The following is a 20,702-nucleotide window of genomic DNA, read 5'->3' as shown; positions in this document are numbered from 1 at the left end:
TAGCAGAGGTTAACCAATAATACTTAAGGGAGTCTTAAGATAATTCCCAAAACCCCCTGGCCCCTTGTATAATCGAAGTTTTGTCGTCAGAGGTATTATTGTCATGGCCGGGCACAGTAAATGGGCAAACATCAAATTCAGAAAAGGCGTTCAGGATGCTAAACGCGGAAAAATATTCACGAAGCTGATTCGGGAAATCACCGTTTCTGCCCGAACCGGGGGGGAGGAGTCCGGTAACCCGAGGCTCAGAGATGCGGTTACCAAGGCACTGAAGGCCAACATGAAGCGCGACACCATCGATAATGCCATCAAGCGTGGCCTCGGCGGGCTTGATGGAGCCAGCATGATGGAGATGCGTTATGAGGGCTATGGCCCTGGTGGGATTGCCATTCTTGTGGATTGCCTTTCTGATAATAAAAACCGCACAGTTTCGGACGTGCGCCATGCGTTTACCAAGTATGGCGGCAATCTGGGTACGGATGGTTCGGTAGCCTATCTTTTCACCAAACAGGGTGAAATACTGCTGGCTGAAGGGGTGGCTGAAGACCGCGTCATGGAAGTGGCCATTGAGGCGGGTGCAGATGATGTGAATGTGGATGATGAAGGGTATCTTGAAGTGATTACGGCACCTGAGTTGTTTCATCTCGTGCTCTCGGCACTTCAGGAATCTGGTCTTGCAGTTGAGCAGGCGCAGATTGCCATGCGCGCTGAGAACATGATTCCTGTCAGCGGTGACGCGGCTGAGAGCCTCATGAAACTCATTGACGCACTTGAAGATTTGGATGATGTGCAGGATGTCTACAGTAATGCGGAGTTTTCGCAGGCTGATATGGATGCTTAGGATAAGACCTGATGACCATCATTCTCGGGATTGATCCCGGTTCGCGTATCACGGGCTACGGGCTAATCGAGGTACGCGGAAAAACAACGAGCTACCTCGACAGTGGCTGTATACGCACGCAGGGAAAAGAACTGGGCCCGCGGCTTTTAGAAATTTTTAATGGCATTTGTGAGTTGATGGATGCGTTTAAGCCACAGGAAGTGGCAATTGAACAGGTTTTTGTGCACCAGAATCCAAACTCTGCCCTGACGCTTGGACATGCGCGAGGGGCTGCCATGGTGGCCGCAGCCTCACACAGGGTTGGCGTTTCAGAATACACTCCCCGCGCGGTCAAACAGGCGGTGGTGGGCTATGGAGCCGCTGGAAAGGATCAGGTGCAGCACATGGTCATGCAGATTCTGCAATTGAGTCGCGCACCTCAGGCGGATGCCGCCGATGCGCTCGCCATCGCCATTTGCCACAGCCACACACGGCGCAGCATTCTTGCCATGCGCTCACCATCACAGACAGGAGCACACACATGATAGGCTGGTTGCAGGGGATGCTGATTGAGCGCAGTGCGCCGGGAAAGCTGGTAGTCGATGTCAGTGGTGTCGGGTATGACGTTGAAACATCGCTTTCCACCTGGTTTTCGCTGGAACACACCACCGACCGGATTGGGCTACACATTCATACGGTGGTGCGCGAAGATGCACTGCTCCTCTTTGGGTTTTCTTCGCAGGAAGAGCGGGCGCTTTTCAGAGCACTCATCAAGGTTAATGGTGTGGGGCCAAAACTGGCCATGTCCATTCTCTCCAGTATCAGCCCACAGGAATTTGTAGAGTGTATCCGTCTGCAGAATACAGCGATGCTGGTGCGTCTTCCGGGTGTTGGCAAGAAAACCGCAGAGCGGCTGGTAGTGGAAATGCGTGACAGCCTGAAAACAGGTACTGTTGACAGTGGTCTTGCGATGGGATTAATGAGCACTGCCGCCAGTCAACAGGATGAAGCCATCAGTGCGCTTGAAGCGCTGGGCTACAGACCGCAGGAAGCGGCTAAAGCCGTGAAGGCGCTGGATGACGGTCAGAAGAACAGTGAGCAGTTGATTCGCGCGGCTCTACAGCGTCTTTCCGGTCGGTAAGGCATTTTTTTTGCGTTTTTTAGTCGGGAAAAAAACCCTGACCACAAGCCCCGTGCCTTCCTCGGGCGATTCAAGGCGAACACGCCCGCCGTGCAGTTCGGAAATCTGCTGCACAATGGCAAGTCCGAGACCACTGCCGGGGCTTTTATTGCCAAGCACCCGGAAAAATCGCTCAAATACGCGTGATTGCAGTTCGACGGGAATACCTGGCCCATTGTCACGCACCTCCAGTACGACTTCGTCGTTCTGGTGCGAGACACGAACGCTCACCAACCCGTTTTCCCGGCAATAGCGAATGGCATTATCCACGAGGTTACGCACAAGAATACCAATCGCGGTAGGATTGCCGAGAAAGACCGGTATAGTGCCAATCGGCTCAAACTCCAGTTCAATGTTTTTCTCAAGTGCACTCGGCGCCAGCATCGCAAGAATTTCGCGCGTGATACGCACAAGATGCACATTATCCGCATCCTGCATGCTCGCAGCTTCAGGAACCAGCCGGCTCATTGTCAACAGCTGCTGCACGATATGGGTACTGCGGTTGACGCTTGCAATGAGTTTTTGCAGCGCCAGATTTTTTTCCTGCACATCCGTTGTATTAAGCGCCACCTGCGCCTGTGTTTTGAGTGCGGCAAGCGGGGTACGCAGTTCGTGAGCGGCATCGGCAGCAAAGCGTTTTTCCCGTTCAAATCCTTCCTGCAGGCGGAAAAAAAGCTTGTTCAGCTCATCAATGACCGGTTTGATTTCCTCAGGAACTTCGTCAATATTGACGGGCTCGAGATGGCTTGGGGCACGGTTTGCCACTTCTTTGGCAACCCGGTCGAGACTGTCGAGGCCTCGCCCGATAATAATCCAGATAAGCAGGCCTGAGAGCGGGAACGTCAGGAGCATGATGTACACATCATCCTGTGCTATCCTGTGACCCAGCTCATTGCGGGTATCGTAGCGCTCAGCAAGAACCGTACGAACGCCTGCAGCCTGATTGTATGCGGTGAACACCCGCCATCGCTGGCTGCCAATGGTTTTATCGCTGAAACCATCATTTTCTGCCACAAGTGGAATAGTCGGTGCACTTGCTGAGTGCAGCAGCAGGCGACCACCGTTTGTCCAAACCTGAAAATTAAATTTATTCAGGTAGTTAACTGGCAGGTGATCGTTTAAAAAGCGTTCTTCATAAAAATCACTGACACGTTGCGGAATGGTATCAATGGACTTTTGGATTTTTTCAAGCGGACGCTCATGCAGGTCGTCGCCAAGAAGCGCCTGGTAAGAAAGGGTAGAAATGGCCATCAGGCTGTCGAGGTGGTCTTGAATGTCTTTCTGGTCGAGATAATAGTTACCGATGGCAGTCAATGTTGTCGTGACAGTGATGGCCAGCAGCAGGTTTATCAACAAAAATTTGCGGATAGAAGACTTCACAGCGTTTAGCCGCCTTCATTTTTTTCAGCCATATACCCGATGCCGCGAATGGTACGGATAAAGTTGGCGTTAAGTTTTTTGCGCAGGTTGTGGATATGTACTTCAAGAGCATTACTGTCCACATCCTCTTCCCAGCCATACAGACTCTGCATGAGCTGTTCACGTGAGAGTACCTGACCATTGCATTCCAGTAGTTTAAGTAAAAGGGCAAATTCGCGGCGGGGTACGTTCACAGGTATATCATCTACCATGACGCTGTGCGCGGCAGGGTCAAGCGTAATATTACGGTATTGCAGCAGCGACTCCGCACGACCCTGTGAACGGCGAGTCAGCGCGCGAACGCGCGCACCGAGTTCGTTTAAGTCAAAAGGTTTAATCAGGTAATCATCCGCACCGCTGTCAAGGCCACGCACACGGTCTTCAACCGATTCACGTGCTGTGAGAATAATTACAGGCGTGGTATTGCCATCATTGCGAATGGATTGCAAAAGCCCCAAACCGGAAAGCCTTGGCAGACCAAGATCAAGAATAATCAGCTCAAAGGTTTCGGTGCGCACGGCAGATTTAGCTGACTCGCCATCCTTCAGCCAGTCAACGACATAACCAAACTGAGTGAGCCCTGTTTTTACGGCATCGCCAAGCAGTTCGTCATCTTCAACCAGCAGTAGTCGCATGCTTTCTCCCTTAGCTCTGATCCCGTGAAGGCGGCGCGCCCAGAGTTTTTTGCTCAGAATGCTGGGTCATATATAAAGCTTGCAAGAAAACAAACAACAATGTCAATCCAGCGCCACCAAAGAGTTTGAAATTCACCCAGGCGTCAAGGCTGAAAAGATACGCCACCACAATGTTCAAAGCCCCCATCACAATGAAGAACAGGGTCCAGGCGGTGTTGAGACGGTACCAGACACGGACCGGCAGCTCGATATTGCTTTCCATGATTTTCTGAATGAGCGGTTTTTTTGCAAACCATCCGGAACCGGCAAAGGCAATCGCAGAAAGCCAGTAAAGTCCCGTAGGCTTCCATTTAATAAACGTTGGGTCATGCAGCAGCAGTGTGGCACTGCCAAGTACCATAACGATGAAGAGACTGATGACATGTATTTTTTCATAGCGTCGGTATTTCAGGCGAAAAAATAAAACCTGAAGCAGGGAGAGCACCATCGCGGTTGCGGTGGCTGTAAAAATCCCAAAGAGCTTGTAGGCTGCAAAAAAGACTACAATCGGGAAAAAATCAAAGACTATCTTCATGTTTCTCCTTTGCTCCCGGCCTCTATGCCTGCACAGTAAAGTACCGGGGCTCATATCAAGTATACTACAACTCGATGCATCAGCTCTTTAAGCACTATGCAACGGCTATCCGCTGCCCGGTACGCAGCTTCGAGGGATGAAGCCCGGGGTTCAAGCGGGTGAGATTTTGCAGGCTGGTGTTGGACGCTTTGGCAATGGCGCCGAGCGTGTCACCGGGGCGAACCACATAATAACGCGGTACGCGCGCCTTGCGCCAGATAACAAGCTGTTGACCCGCTTTCAGGGGATTGCGGCTTGAGAGATAATTCCAGCGCTGAATCTCAGTTGCAGGTACCCCATACTTACCGGCAATCCTTGCCAGCGTATCAGTCTTTTGCACAATATGCAGCACTTTCATGGGGCGCAGGGGAGCGAGTGGCGGCTCTTTTGCGGCGTGACTGGCGGCAATTACTGCGGGTTTAGGCGGTGGTGGCGTATTTCTACTGTTTGGAATCAGAATGGAGCGCCCAACCTGCAGGTGGTCGTTTTTCAGCTGGTTGAGCTGGCGCACGAGTGTTGGAGTTGTGTGATAGCGATTGGCAATACGGGCTACAGTATCTCCGCGCGCGACCTGATGGCGCGTCCAGCTGACCCGTTTATCTTCGGGAAGATTGGCAAGGTTACGGCTGAAGTGCTGAACTCTGTCAGCGGGGATAAGCAGTTTATAGGGCTGGTAGGGCGCTGTTGCCCAGCGGTTGTAACCGGGGTTTAAGCGGATAAGGTCCTTATAGGAAATGCCTGCCAGACGGGCTGCATGGTTTAAATCAATCTGACTGCCGATGTTCACTTCTTCAAAGTAGGGAACGTGCGGAATAACGGGTAACTCCACGCCATAGCGTTTGGGGTTTTTGATGACTTCAGCCAGTGCCAGCAGGCGCGGAACATAGGCACGGGTTTCATTGGGGACTGGCAGTGTCCAGAAACGCACGCGCGTTGGGTTTTGTCGGCTGTTTTTTATGGCGCGCGCTACGGTACCCTCGCCAGAATCATATGCGGCAAAAGCGAGCAGCCAGTTTCCATGAAAAAACTTATTCAGGTAGGTGAGGTAATTCAGTGCCGCATTGGTGGAGGGACCTATGCTGCGGCGTGCGTCGTACCACCAGTCCTGCTTAAGACCAAGGTTACTGCCGGTGCCGGGCATCATCTGCCAGAGTCCCGCGGCTCCCGCACCTGAATACGCAAAGGGGTCATACGCACTTTCAATCATGGGAAGAAGTGCGATTTCGCCCGGGAGATTACGTTTACGGATTTCGGTTAAAACGTGATAAATGTAGGGTTCGGACTGGCGTGTAAGACGGTTAATGTAGCTCGGATGCGCAATGAGCCAGCGCAGCTGCGTCTGGACTTCGGGCTGGTTGAGTTCGTGATTCAGGGCAAACTGGTTGCGTAAAACGTCCCAGACATTGGCGGGAGTGCGCGCAGCGCCTGCACTCAGCGAGACGAAAAGTGTGAAAAAAAACAGGAAAAAGCGTGGAATTTTCAGTATTTTACGCGTCAATGTGGACTTCTTCTCTTAAGTTTCTGAGCTACAGTCTACTAAAAAAACGCCTCGCGCAAAACCCCAGGGTTTTTAAATTGGCTTGAAATTATTCTTTTCGCTCCTTAACCATGCAAAAATGGCCTCTGGAGAGGTCTGAGAAACTCCGGCTTTACGCGCAGACGCAACGATTTCTGGACACTCCGTGCGCAAAAACGGGTTTATCGCGCATTCACGTGCAACGGTTGAGGGGAGGCTGCAGGACTGAGGCATGCGAGAGAGCTGTTTTTCATACTGGATGAGCGCCTCATTGTTCGGTTCCATCGTTCGCGCAAACTGAATATTCTGGCGCGTGTATTCATGCGCCGGGTACAAAAGGGTGGTTCCAGGAAGTGCTTTCATTCGCGAAAGACTGCGATAAAGCGCCTGAACGGTGCCATCAAAAACCCGCCCACAGCCTGCGGAAAAGAGGGTGTCACCACAGAAAAGCCAGCCTTTATCAGGCTCCAGCAGGCTGATATGCGTGGCTGTGTGGCCAGGTGTTTCGAGCACCTGAAACCGAAAATCTCGAAGCTCGATGGTGTCACCCTCTTTGACCCGCTGAACCTGTTCGCCAATGCGCGCGTCCATTGGTGCATATACGCGGGCATCGGGAAAGTCTGCGCACAGAGCCTCAACGCCGCCGATATGATCAGAATGATGATGGGTGAGGAGGATAGCGGCAAGTGTTTGAGAAGTCTTGCGTGCATACTCCAAAACCGGCGCACTCTCGCCCGGGTCCACGCAGAAAAATGAGGCGTTTGCTTTATCCGCCACGATCCAGATGTAATTATCCGTAAATGCCTGAAGCGGAATCGGTGCGGACATCATAACTCCTTTTAAAAAGAATGATTTTTTAAGACAAACGAAGCCTTGCCTGCGTCCAGAACCTGAACCATGGTTTTCAGGATGCTGGCAAGCTTTGTCTCAAGCTTCCAGGGGGGGTTGATAATCCACATGCCACAGCCATTCATGCGGGGCCCGACTCCTTCGCGAAGGTGAAACTCCGCCTGCAGCGCACGGGTTCCCGGGATGGCGAGGTTTCTCTGAAGCCGTGCGTTCAGCTTGTTATCTACGATGGGATACCAGAGACAGTATACGCCGGTTGCAAAACGGCGCAGTCCCTCTTTAACTGCGGCCGGGACTTCTGCATATTCCTTTTCAAGCTCAAAGGATGGGTCGATGAGAATGAGGCCGCGGTTCTCAGGTGGCGGCAGGAGCGCACTCAGGGCGTGCAGCCCATCACTTTCTGAAAAGAAAATACGCCGTCCTGCACGGGGGAGCGCAGAAAGATGGGCAAACTCACGCGGATGCAGTTCGCAGCAGTAAAGCCTGTCGATGGGGCGCAGAAACTCCATTGCAAGGGAAGGGGAGCCTGGGTAAAAGCGCAGGGTATTATCTGGATTCAGCCTGCGAAGAAGCGTCATCCATGGGGTGAACTCCTCAGGCAGTCTTGCCCGCGACTCCCATATTTTCTGAATGCCTTCAACACATTCTCCTGTTTTACGCGCAGCATCAGACTGTAAATCATAAAATCCACGACCCGCATGCGTTTCCAGGTAAAAGAGGGGTTTTGGTTTTTCCGTCAGACAGGAAAGCGCCTGTATAAGGGTTGCGTGTTTCAATATATCGGCAAAATTTCCGGCATGATAACCGTGTTGGTAACTGAGCATGTTGCGCCTGATTCAAGGATAAAGGCGCAGTATATCCAGTTCCGGCTGCCAATGCAGCGGGATTTTTTTTGTGCACTATACTTTAGTTACTGCAGACATATCTTATAGCAGCCGTATCCAGGTACCGTAACACAGGAGAGCGCCATGGGATTGCAACGTGAATTCGATGAAATTCATCACTATTCGAATGATTACAGCTTTGAAGAAGATATTGGCGACATCGAACATAAAAAACGTGTACGCCGAAGGCTTGAAGAGCGTCTTGACCGTAAACGTCTCGAGGCAGAGTTTGATGAGCTCGATGGTGATTTTGACTGGGATGACTGGGACAGGCCTTAAAGGCTATTGCCTTATCTCCGTCAGGGCGCGTGCTGATAGACCCCAGCCGCCTGCAGGGTATTGTGCAACAGCATTGCAACCGTCATCGGCCCCACCCCGCCCGGAACCGGTGTGACAGCGGCGACCAGGGCGCGGGCGGCCTCAAAATCCACATCGCCCCGCAGCCTGCCATCGTCAAGGCGGTGCATGCCGACATCAATGACCACCTGATGTGGCTTAAGCCATGCGGTATCAACAACCCCCATCTGGCCTGCGGCCACCACCAGAATATCGGCCATTTCAACGTGCCTGCGAAGATGTACAGTCTGGCTGTGGCAAACCGTTACCGTGGCGCCAACAAGCAGAAACTCAAGCGCCATTGGCCGCCCGACAATGTTTGAGGCGCCTACTACCACAGCGTGAGCGCCGGTCAGCGGAATGTGTGCTGCTTCCAGCAGATGCATGATGCCAAAGGGCGTGCAGGGCCTCAGCGCCGGGCGCTTCTGTGCGAGACGCCCAAGATTGTATGGATGAAATCCATCCACGTCTTTTTTGGGGTTAATGCGCTCGATGATGGTATCGGTATTAATATGTGATGGGAGGGGAAGCTGTACCAGAATACCATCAACCTCACTCGATGCATTCAGGCTGTCAATGAGAGTGATAAGCGCCGTTTCAGAGGTTTCTGCAGGCAGGTCAAAAGCCAGTGAATGCACCCCTGCTTCTTTACAGGCGAGTCGCTTGTTGCGCACGTAAACGGCGGATGCGGCATCCTCGCCAACCAGTATTACGGCAAGCGCCGGTGCACGAAAGCCTTTGGTCACATGCGCTGCAACAGTTTCGCGAATCTCACCGCGAACCTGCATGGCGGTTTGCCTGCCATCGATAATCAAAGCTGTCATGCGCCCCTCCGGTTTCAGCGTCTGCAATCTATCACGGACGTATGGCATGTGTCGAGCAACACACTGGACAAACACGCGCCCCCTGGTATACATTGCCTCATTTGGGTGGGGTTTTTGGGATGCGGATTGCCCTCGCGGTGGAATACGATGGCAGCCAGTACCATGGCTGGCAGGCGCAGGACGGGCTGCACACGATTCAGCAGATGCTGGAATCCGCGTTGTCCCGGGTTGCAAATGAACCCATTTCAACCGTATGTGCCGGGCGCACGGATACGGGTGTGCATGCCACACATCAGATTGTTCACTTTGATACTACAAAAGAGCGCACGGTCCGCTCCTGGATTCATGGCGCCAATTCGTACCTGCCTAAGGATATCTGCGTGCGCTGGGGCAAGGAAATGCCCGATGATTTTCATGCGCGCTACAGTGCCATTACGCGACGCTATCGATACGTTATCTGTAATACGCCAATCCGTCCGGCACTTATGCGAACAGGGCTTACCTGGCAGTATCGCCAGCTTGACCACCGTCTAATGCACACCGCCGCTCAGTTTCTGCTTGGCGAGCAGGATTTTACGTCTTTTCGTTCGGTTGAATGCCAGTCGAATACACCCATGCGCTGTGTTCACCAGCTGCAGGTGACGCGAACGGGCGACCTCGTGATGATAGACATCACCGCAAATGCTTTTTTACACCACATGGTGCGCAACATTGCCGGTGTGTTGATTGCAGTCGGTTCCGGTCGGCATCCTGTGGCCTGGGTCGAGGAAGTGCTGAAGGCGCGCGACAGGCGTCTTGGTGCTGAAACCGCGCCTTCCGGCGGCTTATACCTTGTGGGTGTGCAGTATCCTCGTGAGTTTGGTGTGCCCGCCATCGCACCGGGGCCAGTCTTTCTCTGGGAGCGCTCACCGTGACGGGGCGAGTTCGCCTTAAAATGTGCGGGATGACGCGGCGCGAAGACATCGATGCGGCTGTGTCACTGGGTGTCGATGCCATTGGCTTGATTTTCCACCCCGAAAGTCCGCGTGCGGTGAGCATTGAGGATGCAGAGGCGCTTTTGGATAATCTGCCGCCTTTTGCCAGTGTAGTTGCAGTCCTTGTGAATCCTCTGGCAGCTTTTGTTGAACGCCTGTTACAAACAGTAAACGTTCAGTTTTTACAGTTTCATGGTGAGGAATCGGACAGCTTTTGCCGCCAGTTTAACCGTCCGTTTATCAAAACGCTTGCGGCAACTTCGGCCGTCGAAATTCTTGAAGAGGCCAGGCGCTATCCGTCTGCATGCGCCCTGCTGATCGATACTCCATCCGCTCTGCGCGGGGGGAGCGGGCTTGCTTTTGACTGGGGGGCAGTGCCTCGAACTCTGCCAAAACCCCTGATTCTCGCAGGTGGATTAACCGCTCAAAACGTTCAGGAGGGCATTCGCGTGTGTGCGCCATTTGCGGTGGATGTCTGCAGCGGGATTGAAGCATCAAAAGGCGTGAAGAGCCCTGTTAAAATGCAGGAATTTGTCAAAACAATGTGGGGTGCATGATGTCTTCTGAAGAATTGCCCGATGCGCACGGCCATTTTGGCCCTTTTGGCGGAATGTTCGTGGCAGATACCCTGGCGAGCGCACTCGAGACACTCAGGGAAGCCTGGGACACTTATCGCAATCTTCCCGATTTTCAGGAAGAACTGCGCACGATTCTTCGCGATTTTGTCGGCCGTCCTTCGCCGCTTTATCTGGCCGAACGGCTTACAGCGGTATCAAAAGGGGCTCGAATCTGGCTCAAGCGTGAAGATTTAAACCACACAGGCGCACATAAAATCAACAACACCGCAGGTCAGGCTCTGCTCGCAAAACGCCTTGGCAAACCCCGGGTGATTGCTGAAACCGGTGCCGGTCAGCATGGCGTGGCAACAGCGACGATGGCGGCAAAACTGGGGCTTGAATGCGTTGTGTACATGGGGGCCGTGGACATTGCCCGCCAGTCGAGCAATGTCGCGCGCATGCAGATGCTCGGGGCGACCGTGGTTCCGGTTACGGCAGGTTCGCAGACGCTTAAGGATGCCCTTAACGAAGCCATGCGCGACTGGGTCACCAATGTGGATAACACGTTCTACATCATTGGAACGGTGGCAGGCCCACATCCGTATCCGCGCATGGTGCGTGATTTACAGGCCATTATTGGTGAAGAAGTGCGCGCACAGATGCTCGAAAAAACCGGCAAAATGCCTGATGCACTGGTTGCCTGTGTGGGCGGTGGTTCTAATGCCATTGGTTTATTTTATCCCTTTATCAAGGATTTAGAGGTCGCCATTTATGGGGTTGAGGCGGCCGGTAGAGGCATAGAAACCGGCGCGCATGCTGCGTCACTTATTGCCGGAAAACCTGGTGTGCTGCACGGCAACCGTACTTATCTACTCTGTGATGACGATGGCCAGATTATGGATACCCATTCCATTTCAGCAGGTCTTGATTACCCGGGCGTGGGCCCGGAACACGCGTGGCTTAAATCCACGGGACGCGCGACTTATGTGCCGATTACCGACAACGAGGCACTGGATGCCTTTCATCAATTAACGCGTCTTGAGGGCATTATCCCGGCACTTGAGTCGAGTCACGCCGTGGCGTATGCCATGAAACTTGCAGCCTCAATGCCCGCTTCAAAAGATATTGTTGTGAACCTTTCAGGCCGCGGCGATAAGGACATGCACACGGTGGCCGCTGCAATGGAAGCACAGTCGAATCACGGGGAGACGGGCGCATGAATCGAATTGATATAACCCTAAAAGACGCTCAAAAAGCCGGGCGAACGCTCTTAAGTCCTTATATTACCGCAGGCGACCCGGTCAACGGCGATACCGTTGCGCTCATGCACGCGCTTGTCGAGAAAGGAGCGGATATTCTTGAACTTGGCATTCCCTTTTCTGACCCGATGGCAGAAGGGCCCGTGATTCAAGCGGCCATGGAGCGTGCACTGGCCGCAAAAACCACCTGTGAGACGGTGCTTGACTGTGTGCGCCTTTTTCGCACCAAAGACTGCACAACCCCCGTGATACTCATGGGGTATGTCAATCCCATAGAACAATACGGCTATGCCCGTTTTGCCCGTGATGCGGCTGCGGCAGGGGTTGATGGTACGATTATTGTTGATTTACCGCCTGAAGAAAGTGCGGATGTCTCACCACTTTGGGATGCGAGCGGGCTTAGCGCCATTTACCTCTGCTCACCAACCACCAGTGCGGCACGCATGCAGGCTTTGACAAAGTTTGCACGCAGCTATCTTTACCTCGTTTCTCTGAAGGGCGTTACAGGCTCTGACAGCCTGAACATGCAGGTGCTGGAAAGCACCTGGAGACTGCGAAAATCGCAGACAACGCTGCCGCTTTTTGCAGGATTTGGTATTAAAACACCGGAGCTTGCAGCACAGGTGGGGGCGTTTGCTGATGGAGTGGTGGTTGGAGCCGCTCTGATAGCCTGTCTTGAGCAGGCGCACCATACAGGTAATAACCCCATACCCGCAGGAGCAGCCCTTATTGGCGCGATGCGGGATGCAATGAACAAACACGGGAAAAACCATGCAGGAAACCACTGAAAAGCGAACCCACTTTATCCGACAGCTCGTACGCGACGACCTCGAAAGTGGTAAACATACCGCCATAGTTACGCGTTTTCCGCCAGAGCCTAATGGCTATCTGCACGTGGGACACGCCAAATCCATTTGCCTGAATTTTGGCCTTGCCGAAGAATTTGGCGGGCGCTGCTTCTTGCGTTTTGACGATACCAATCCGCTTGCGGAAGAAGAGGAATACGTCAACGCCATTATCGAAGACGTGCGCTGGCTTGGGTTTGAATGGTGCGGGATGACCCATTCTTCAGACTATTATCAGGCGCTTTATGATTTTGCGAAAATTCTGATTCAAAAGGGTCTCGCTTATGTGGATGACCAGAGCATGGAAGAAATTCGCGAAACCCGTGGCACGCTTACACAGCCTGGACGTGAAAGTCCCTGGCGAAACCGGCCTGTAGAAGAAAGTCTCGCGCTTTTTGAGCGCATGAAAAACGGCGAGTTTCCTGATGGCTCGCGAGTGCTGCGCGCACGCATTGACATGTCGGCCGGCAACGTGAACCTGCGCGATCCGGTGCTTTATCGTATCCGCCACGCAACGCATCAGCGCACCGGCGATACCTGGTGCATTTACCCGATGTATGATTACGCACATCCGATATCTGACGCGCTTGAGCACATTACCCACTCGCTCTGCACCCTTGAATTTCAAGATCACCGTCCGCTCTACGACTGGTTTATCGAACACCTGCCAGTTCCGGCAAAGCCTGTGCAGACGGAGTTCGCGCGCCTTAATCTTTCGCACACCATTACGAGCAAGCGCAAGCTGCGAAAACTCGTTGAAGACCGCATTGTAGAAGGCTGGGATGACCCGCGCCTTCCAACTCTTCGCGGCATGCGAAAGCGCGGGTATCCGGCAGAGGCGATTCGCCAGTTCTGCGAAGAAATAGGTCTCTCGCGCAGTGACTCTGTGATTGACATGTCAGTTTTTGAAGGTTGTGTGCGCAATGTGCTGAACCGTACCGCTCCGCGGGCGATGTGTGTGCAGGACCCGCTTAAGGTCGTTGTGGAAAATTTCCCGGAAGATGCGGTTGAATATCTTCAGGTGTGGAATGATCCTGAGCACCATGAGGCCGGTTATCGCAAAATTCCTTTCACCCGTGAAATTTATATCGAACGTTCAGATTTCATGGAAAATCCGCCGAAAAATTATTTTCGCCTCACGGTTGGTTCTGAAGTGCGATTGAGGCATGCGTGGGTGCTTAAATGCACGGATGTCGTGCGTGATGACAATGGCAACGTGCTGATGCTGAAGGGCGAGCTTGATACAGCGACGCTTGGGCGTAACCCCGAGGGGCGTAAAGTGAAAGGCGTGATTCACTGGGTATCGGCGATGCATGCGTATCCTGTTGAAATTCTTGAATATGACCGGTTGTTTCTCGATGAAAATCCAGCGCGAGAGGAAGATTTTCTGCAGTTTTTGAATCACAATTCCCTCACCAGACACCAGGGGCTTTGTGAACCTTCGCTCATGAGTCAGCCAGAAGGTGCGGTATTTCAGTTTGAGCGCAGCGGATATTATTGTGTTAACACGACAGAAAACGGCGTTGTGACGCGCTTTCACCGCGTTGTCGGTCTGCGCGATACCTGGGGGCAGGGGGGTAACCCATGATAACGGTTTACAACACACTGACCCGTAAACAGGAACCATTTGTTCCAAGTGAGCCCGGAAAGGTCGGGATGTATGTCTGTGGTATTACGGTCTATGATGACTGTCATCTTGGGCATGCCCGCTCGAACGTTGTTTTTGATGTGGTGGTGCGTTTTCTGCGCTTCGAAGGATTTCAGGTGCGCTATGTGCGTAACATCACCGATATTGACGATAAAATTATTGCGCGCGCTAATGAGCGGGGAATTGGCATTGAGGTGTTGACCGACACCTGCATTAAAGCCATGCATAATGATTTCGCCGCACTTTATCTGTTGCCGCCTGACAGCGAGCCGCGAGCAACGGCGCATATTCCGGGAATTATCCGTCTGATTGAGCGCCTTTTTGAGCGTAATCTTGCGTATGTGAGCGACAATGGCGATGTGTGCTATGAAGTGGCGCGCTTTGAGGGGTATGGCAAATTATCCAATAAAGACCTCGAAGGTCTTGAAGCGGGGGCTCGGATTGGGGTCGTGCGTGAAAAACGCTCGCCACTGGATTTTGTGCTCTGGAAGCGCTCAAAGCCAGGAGAACCCGCATGGGAGTCGCCCTGGGGAGAAGGTCGACCAGGCTGGCACATTGAGTGTTCTGCCATGGCGATGGATTCCCTGGGTGAAACCTTTGACATTCACGGCGGCGGCCTTGATTTACAATTTCCGCACCACGAAAATGAAATCGCACAAAGCGAGGGCGCAACCGGCGTACCCTTTGCGCGTTACTGGCTGCATGCCGGCATGCTGCAGGTTAACAATGAAAAAATGTCGAAGTCACTTGGTAACTTTTACACCATTAAGGATGTTCTGGCCAAACATCATCCTGAGGTGATACGCTATTTTCTTCTGAGCAATCATTATCGAAGCCCGTTGAACTATACCGAAGATAACCTGCTCATGGCGCAAAAGGGGCTGACTCGCCTGTACCAGACTCTGCGTTACATGGATGACCAGGAGCTTACGCCGGATGCAGAGTGGGTCGAGCGATTCCGCTCAGCCATGCAGGACGATTTTAATGCGCCGGTGGCGCTTTCGGTGCTTTTTGATTTGAGCCATGCCGTTAACAGGTCAGAGGATGCGAAACTCGCTTTCACCCTCAAACACCTCGGCGGCGTGCTGGGGCTTTTTAATGAGCCTGCGGAGTCTTTTTTACGTAACGGAGTGGGCGAAGAGGGTGCCGAGGCTATTGAAACACTGATTGCCGAGCGAACAGCTGCTCGCCAGAACAAAGACTGGGCGCGCGCGGATGCCATTCGTCAACAATTGCTGGCAGATGGCATTGAGATTGAAGACGGCGTCAATGGCACCACCTGGCGCAGAAAAATCGAACTATTACGCACTTAATCAGGGAGAGCAGGATGTTGAAGAAGCAATGGATTGCTGGGATTGCAGGAGGCTTTTTAGGTGTTGTGCTCGTTTCACAGGCCTTTTCCTGTTCCCGTGTGTTAATCAACGATGTCGCACATGATTCTGTCATGGTGGGACGCAGCATGGACTGGGAAGAAGACATGCACACGAACCTCCTCGTGCTGCCTCGTCAGATGCCGCACGATGGGGGCGAGCGTGAAAACGATCCTAATGGTAACTGGGTGCGCTGGTCGTCTAAATACGGCAGTGTCGTGGCTACCGGTTATGAAAATTTTATTACCGATGGTTTGAACGAAGCCGGATTTGCGGCTCACCTCTTATGGCTTGAGGATGCGGACTATGGTGTGCGCGACTCAAAGCGACCCGGCCTGTCACTGACGCTGTGGCTGCTTTATTACCTTGATAACTTTAAAACCGTCGAAGAAGCCGTGCGTTTTTCCAAGGCCTCTTCCATTCAGGTGACCCCCTATTTTCATGAGGCGACACAGCAGTGGGGGAAAATGCATCTCGTCATTGACGATGCCACCGGGGATTCTGCCATCCTTGAATACGTGAATGGCACACTCCAGATTTATCATGGCCCGCAATACCGGGTTGCCACGAATGAACCCACCTATGACCAGCACCTTGCACACCTTAAAAAGTATGAGGGTTTTGGTGGAACACGGCACCTTCCTGGGCGCTTTGACGCCAAAAGCCGTTTTGTGCGCGCGAACTTTTATGCAAAGGTCCTGCCGGATTACACTCGGGCATCGCAAAGGCTCGTTGAAGTGCTGGCCATCCTGAACAACGTTGCCTATCCCTATACCCGCATCGATGAAACACAGTCTATCTGGCGCATTGTCTCTGATTTACGAAAGCGTGTGTATTATTTTCAGGCCAGCAAAACACAGAACCTGCTCTGGGTTGATATGAAGCGTCTGGATTTTAAAACCCCCGTCGTGCGAATACTCGATATGGTGCACCATCCAGAATTAGTTGGCGATGTAACGGGCAAGCTCGAGGTCTTTGAGGGAGACGCGTTTCACATCTGAGTGGTAACGCGCAAAATTTCCGCAAGAGAGGTATCGCCTGCTAAAACGCGCTTGAATCCATCCTCACGAATAGAGGGGTGATGAGGGCGCAGCCATGCTTCCATGGTTTGCAGGCTCTCATTGCGATGAATCATGCCACGCAGAGTTTCATCAATGGGAATAAGCTCATAAATGCCGGTACGCCCGCGGTAGCCGGCAGTGCACTGGGGGCAACCGTGTGGCGCACAGACTTTTGAAATATCCGTGCCTTCTGGAAGCCCCATCAACTCGCACTCATCCTGCCTGAGGGTATAGGGTACCTTACAGTGCTCACAGAGTTTTCTAACCAGCCGCTGAGCTATCAATCCGACCATACTGGTGGAGAGCAGAAAAGACTCGACGCCCATGTCTCGAAGGCGAGTGAGTGCGCCCAGCGCACTGTTGGTGTGCAGGGTCGAGAGTACAAGGTGACCGGTGAGGCTTGCCTGTACCGCAATTTCAGCGGTCTCTAAATCACGGATTTCCCCAATCATTACGACATCGGGGTCTTGCCGTAAAATGGCGCGAAGCCCCTTGGCAAACGTCATGTTGACCTTGGTATTCACCTGGGTCTGGCCGATGCCCGGGAGGTCGTATTCAATGGGGTCTTCAATGGTCAGAATATTGCGACTGACTTCATTGAGCTCCGTCAGCATGGCATAGAGAGAGGTGGTTTTACCGGACCCTGTGGGACCTGTGACAAGAATAATGCCATGCGGTTCGGCAATCATCCGGCGCATGCCTTTGAGATTCTCTTCCGGCATTCCCAAAAGGCTTAAATCGAGCTGAGCTGATTGTTTGTCGAGAATACGCATTACAATGCGTTCGCCCCATGTCGAAGGCAGGGTCGACACCCGAACGTCAATACTGTGTCCACCAACATGCAGCGCAATGCGCCCATCCTGAGGCACGCGCTTTTCTGCAATATCAAGACGCGCCATCACTTTTACACGTGAAATAACGAGCGGTGCCACGCCACGCTGAATTTCGAGAACCTCCTGCAGCACACCATCAATGCGGTTACGAACCAGTACGCGGTCTTTGTAGGTTTCAATGTGAATATCTGAGGCTTTCTGCCGTATGGCCTGCGTGAATAAGGCATTTAAGAGCCGTATAATCGGCGCATCGTCCTGTGTATCAAGCAAATCTTCGCTGTCTGGCAGCTGGTTTGCCATGGAGGAGAGGTCAATTTCACCCTCCATGCCCTCAGCGGCATCCAGAATCGAGGATTGTGACTGGTAAGTTTGCGCAAGATGTTGCTGAAAAACAGTGGAATCAACTTCCTCAAAGCGTAGCTCGGCGTCTACCACACGCCGTGCTTCCGCCAGTGCCGCAATGGAAGGCTTTTGCAGATGGTATAAAATGCCCTCATTGTCACTGGTCATGGTGATAAGCACACCGTGCTTTTTGGCAAACAGATATGGCAGCGGGGCGCGTGCTTTGCTAGTCATTTTGTTACCGAGAACGGCTTCAAACCTGCAGGAGGCTGCGGCGGGGGCGGTCCAAAGGGTCTTGGCAGCTTCGCATCCTCGAGGTTTGGCAGCACCGAATCTTTATTATTTTTATTAAAGACTTGCTCTCTCACAAAATCAAGCTGTGTATTACGTGTCTGGGCATATTTCGCGCCTGAGACTTCAAGCGCATCCGCTTCTGAACGCAGGATGACCGGGCGGATAAAGACCATTAAGACCTTTTTCTCCCGTGCCCGTATATTGTGTTGAAACAGTCTTCCGAGCCCCGGAATATCGCTAAGTATCGGAAAGTTAGTGTCATCATTCGCCAGAGTGTCTTGAGCGAGGCCTCCCAGCACTACGACATCACCACTGTCGACATGCACAGAAGTGACGATGCTGCTGATTTTAAACGTGGGATTATCGCCGGTGATAACGGTATTGGGAGGGTCAAGCGTATCATTGCCCTGGTCAATCTGCAGGGAAATGCCCTTGCCTCGTGTAATTTGCGGCCGTACATAAAGGTGCAGCGCCACGTTCACCCGGTCAAAGGTTGTAAATGGGCTCGCAGTGGTCGTACCTCCGGCGTTATTTGGATAAGAGGTCGAGGCCACTGAAACCTGCTTACCCACAAGAATCTTCGCCTGGCGGTTATCAAGCACCACGACCGAGGGGGTGGAGAGGATATTGGCCTTGCGCTCACGCGCAAGTGCGTAAATTTGCGCCTGGAAATCACTGAGCGCCGTCTTTGAATTAATAATGGCAAAGCCCGGGCGGAAATCAGCGGCCTTTCCGGTTTGCGAGTTAGTGCCCCACTCAATACCAAGGCTCACGACATCACTTTCATCCACTTCAGCCACCAGCGCTTCAATTAACAGCTGTGCCGGACGGATATCAAGCTGGCTGATAACGGATTTAAGCGTGCGAATCAGAGTTGCCGGTGCATTCAGAATAATCGAATTCGTGTTGGGCTCTGCAATAATCTGAATAGTGGGTTTGGTGGAGCCTTCGTTCTGGGTGCTTACGCCAGTGGTATTGCCGGAGCCGTTACCGAGGGCAGAAAAGGGCGCTGAAGTGGTACCACCCCCTTGAGAGGCTCCGGAAGAAGACATGCCAGCGTTGGAACCGCCTCCCTGGTTATTATTAGCGATGCTTGATGCGGGATTCGTGCTGTCAAGCTGCGGCGTGGTTATCGTGCCGATGGTGGTACCGACAACACCGCTGAAATTTGCCTGCGCAATACCGGCGAGAATGGGCACTAAATCTTCCGCCCGTAGAAAGCTGAGATAGACTACCTGTGTGGTACTGTTCGACACGCCACCGTCATTTTTATCCAGCTGCGCGATAAGAATGCGCAGGCGAATCCTATCGGTTTTACTGCCACTCAGGAGAATGGAATTACTTCGATCATCGGCTGCCAGCATCACCTGCGAGCGTCCGCCAGTTCCCGGCTGCGCCTTCACGAGGTCTTTCAGGGTGTTGGCAATGTCCATTGCCAGTGCATGGTGCAGTCGCACCACATCAATACCGTTTGCGGAAGAGGAATCCACCTGGCGGATAATCTCCGACAGCTGGCGGATGTTACTGGCGCGCCCTGAGAGAATCAGCATGTTGGAAGGGGCATAGGCAGAGACATTGCTCCACTGCGGCATAAGCGGTCGAAGTACCGGCACCAGCTGCTCCGCCGGAACGTACTGCACCGGCACCACTTCGGTCATCATGGCATCACCGCGCGGGTGTTCACGCATTTGCGACAACATGTCGGGTGACATGGTTTTCGCTTCCATGTTCGGCACAATTTTGATAACCCGGCCGCTCGGTACAGCCGCAAAACCCGAAACCTGCAGTGTTGATAAAAACACCTGATAGAGCTCGCGCCCGGACATGGGCGTGCTGGAAACTATCGAAACCTTACCCTGTACCCTTGGGTCAATCACGAAATTTTTTCCGGTGATGCGGGAGACTTCAGCGATGACCGCGCGGATATCCGCATTGCGAAGGTTCCACAATCGGCCAGCGTCATCGGCTGTATCTTCGCTGGATTCGTTATTAACAGAGGAGGGGGTAACCCCTTCAAATGCGGAATCAGCTGCTGGTGCGGCAGGGCGAATAGCAGGAGGGATAGACTTTCCGTTGAGAGCTGTGGAGGATTCAAGAAATTTTGGCGCCATGGGTGCCTTTTTGGTCAGGCGTTCCTGCAGGCTTTTCGCCTGTTCGAGCTCGGTAACAGGCCCAATACGCACAAAATAAAGACCGTTTATTTCCGGCTGTTCAACTGACACCGGGGCTTTTACCCATGCAGAAAGCTCTTCACGAAAAGCATTGGCGTTGGACTGGTGCCTAAAGGCCCCAGCCTCAATGATATAAGCGGTTTTGTTATTTTCAGTGATGGTACGCATGCTTACCGGGCGCGCATAAGCATTAGCGCATCCCAGCAGAGCCAGGCAGATTAAGGCAATAATTCGCATGCAGCAACCATCCTTTTGACAATCCATCCATGATA

General features: G+C 52.8%; 20 protein-coding genes. 11 read left to right on the top strand and 9 right to left on the bottom strand.

The features are described from left to right. The first annotated feature begins 103 nt into the window (after positions 1-103). The 3 genes from E4T54_RS01965 to ruvA are packed head-to-tail and all read left to right on the top strand — an operon-like array spanning position 104 to position 1,961. Positions 104-841, top strand: coding sequence for a YebC/PmpR family DNA-binding transcriptional regulator (locus E4T54_RS01965; protein ID WP_028386393.1), 738 nt, complete (start codon positions 104-106; stop codon positions 839-841). Between the two features lie 11 nt (positions 842-852). Next, on the top strand, positions 853-1,365 hold the full coding sequence (ruvC, locus tag E4T54_RS01960) for a crossover junction endodeoxyribonuclease RuvC (RefSeq protein ID WP_028386392.1): 513 nt from the start codon (positions 853-855) through the stop codon (positions 1,363-1,365). Further along, positions 1,362-1,961, top strand: a complete 600-nt coding sequence (gene ruvA, locus E4T54_RS01955) for a Holliday junction branch migration protein RuvA (RefSeq protein ID WP_028386391.1) — start codon at positions 1,362-1,364, stop codon at positions 1,959-1,961. Before ruvC ends, ruvA begins: the two co-directional genes overlap by 4 nt. Here ruvA and E4T54_RS01950 read toward each other — a convergent pair. The 6 genes from E4T54_RS01950 to E4T54_RS01925 form a co-directional block, all read right to left on the bottom strand. Beyond that, a complete protein-coding gene (locus E4T54_RS01950) occupies positions 1,938-3,380 on the bottom strand; it encodes an ATP-binding protein (RefSeq protein WP_028386390.1) in 1,443 nt (480 codons plus the stop codon). The genes ruvA and E4T54_RS01950 overlap by 24 nt on opposite strands. Before the next feature lie 5 nt (positions 3,381-3,385). After that, on the bottom strand, positions 3,386-4,054 hold the full coding sequence (locus E4T54_RS01945; RefSeq protein WP_028386389.1) for a response regulator: 669 nt from the start codon (positions 4,052-4,054) through the stop codon (positions 3,386-3,388). 10 nt (positions 4,055-4,064) lie between these two features. After that, positions 4,065-4,628 (bottom strand): septation protein A, encoded by a 564-nt coding sequence (locus E4T54_RS01940; protein WP_028386388.1) that lies wholly within the window; start codon positions 4,626-4,628, stop codon positions 4,065-4,067. 94 nt (positions 4,629-4,722) lie between these two features. Then, positions 4,723-6,165 (bottom strand): lytic transglycosylase, encoded by a 1,443-nt coding sequence (locus E4T54_RS01935; protein WP_035902164.1) that lies wholly within the window; start codon positions 6,163-6,165, stop codon positions 4,723-4,725. A gap of 72 nt (positions 6,166-6,237) precedes the next feature. Next, the gene (gene gloB, locus E4T54_RS01930) at positions 6,238-7,014 is read right to left on the bottom strand and encodes a hydroxyacylglutathione hydrolase (protein WP_028386386.1); all 777 of its coding nucleotides are present in this window, start codon (positions 7,012-7,014) and stop codon (positions 6,238-6,240) included. Positions 7,015-7,022: 8 nt separating this feature from the next. Further along, positions 7,023-7,856 carry a 23S rRNA (adenine(2030)-N(6))-methyltransferase RlmJ gene (locus E4T54_RS01925; RefSeq protein WP_028386385.1) on the bottom strand — a complete coding sequence of 278 codons (834 nt, stop codon included), beginning with the start codon at positions 7,854-7,856 and terminating at the stop codon, positions 7,023-7,025. Positions 7,857-8,000: 144 nt separating this feature from the next. Here E4T54_RS01925 and E4T54_RS01920 point away from each other — a divergent pair, with 144 nt between their 5' ends. Further along, positions 8,001-8,195: a hypothetical protein gene (locus tag E4T54_RS01920; protein ID WP_028386384.1), complete on the top strand. Its 195-nt coding sequence runs from the start codon at positions 8,001-8,003 to the stop codon at positions 8,193-8,195. Positions 8,196-8,215: 20 nt separating this feature from the next. On the opposite strand, the gene folD is transcribed toward E4T54_RS01920, so the two are convergent. Further along, the gene (folD, locus tag E4T54_RS01915) at positions 8,216-9,076 is read right to left on the bottom strand and encodes a bifunctional methylenetetrahydrofolate dehydrogenase/methenyltetrahydrofolate cyclohydrolase FolD (RefSeq protein WP_028386383.1); all 861 of its coding nucleotides are present in this window, start codon (positions 9,074-9,076) and stop codon (positions 8,216-8,218) included. Positions 9,077-9,195: 119 nt separating this feature from the next. On the opposite strand from folD, the gene truA reads away from it, so the two are divergent. Genes truA through E4T54_RS01880 form a run of 7 tightly spaced genes read left to right on the top strand, consistent with a single transcriptional unit; the run spans position 9,196 to position 16,730 of the window. Beyond that, positions 9,196-9,990 carry a tRNA pseudouridine(38-40) synthase TruA gene (gene truA, locus E4T54_RS01910; RefSeq protein ID WP_028386382.1) on the top strand — a complete coding sequence of 265 codons (795 nt, stop codon included), beginning with the start codon at positions 9,196-9,198 and terminating at the stop codon, positions 9,988-9,990. Positions 9,991-10,010: 20 nt separating this feature from the next. Beyond that, positions 10,011-10,607, top strand: a complete 597-nt coding sequence (locus E4T54_RS01905; RefSeq protein WP_028386381.1) for a phosphoribosylanthranilate isomerase — start codon at positions 10,011-10,013, stop codon at positions 10,605-10,607. Continuing rightward, entirely contained in the window at positions 10,607-11,827 is a 1,221-nt protein-coding gene (gene trpB / locus E4T54_RS01900) for a tryptophan synthase subunit beta (protein ID WP_028386380.1), read from the top strand. Before E4T54_RS01905 ends, trpB begins: the two co-directional genes overlap by 1 nt. Beyond that, complete coding sequence (trpA, locus tag E4T54_RS01895; protein WP_028386379.1) at positions 11,824-12,654, top strand: tryptophan synthase subunit alpha; 831 nt, start codon at positions 11,824-11,826, stop codon at positions 12,652-12,654. The genes trpB and trpA overlap by 4 nt, the downstream gene beginning before the upstream one ends. Then, positions 12,638-14,299, top strand: coding sequence for a glutamine--tRNA ligase/YqeY domain fusion protein (locus tag E4T54_RS01890; protein ID WP_028386378.1), 1,662 nt, complete (start codon positions 12,638-12,640; stop codon positions 14,297-14,299). Before trpA ends, E4T54_RS01890 begins: the two co-directional genes overlap by 17 nt. Further along, positions 14,296-15,672 carry a cysteine--tRNA ligase gene (gene cysS / locus E4T54_RS01885; RefSeq protein WP_028386377.1) on the top strand — a complete coding sequence of 459 codons (1,377 nt, stop codon included), beginning with the start codon at positions 14,296-14,298 and terminating at the stop codon, positions 15,670-15,672. Before E4T54_RS01890 ends, cysS begins: the two co-directional genes overlap by 4 nt. 14 nt (positions 15,673-15,686) lie before the next feature. Next, positions 15,687-16,730 carry a linear amide C-N hydrolase gene (locus E4T54_RS01880; RefSeq protein WP_051550893.1) on the top strand — a complete coding sequence of 348 codons (1,044 nt, stop codon included), beginning with the start codon at positions 15,687-15,689 and terminating at the stop codon, positions 16,728-16,730. Here E4T54_RS01880 and lspE read toward each other — a convergent pair. Further along, on the bottom strand, positions 16,721-18,199 hold the full coding sequence (gene lspE, locus E4T54_RS01875; protein ID WP_028386375.1) for a GspE family T2SS ATPase variant LspE: 1,479 nt from the start codon (positions 18,197-18,199) through the stop codon (positions 16,721-16,723). The two genes, E4T54_RS01880 and lspE, sit on opposite strands and share 10 nt — an antisense overlap. Further along, positions 18,196-20,667, bottom strand: coding sequence for a GspD family T2SS secretin variant LspD (gene lspD / locus E4T54_RS01870; protein WP_051550892.1), 2,472 nt, complete (start codon positions 20,665-20,667; stop codon positions 18,196-18,198). The genes lspE and lspD overlap by 4 nt, the downstream gene beginning before the upstream one ends. Between the last annotated feature and the right edge of the window lie 35 nt (positions 20,668-20,702).

The organism is Legionella geestiana (assembly GCF_004571195.1).
Classification (GTDB): Bacteria; Pseudomonadota; Gammaproteobacteria; order Legionellales; family Legionellaceae; genus Legionella_B; species Legionella_B geestiana.
The sequence above is the reverse complement of the archived record's forward strand: the minus strand, read 5'-3'. Positions and strand labels throughout refer to the sequence as shown.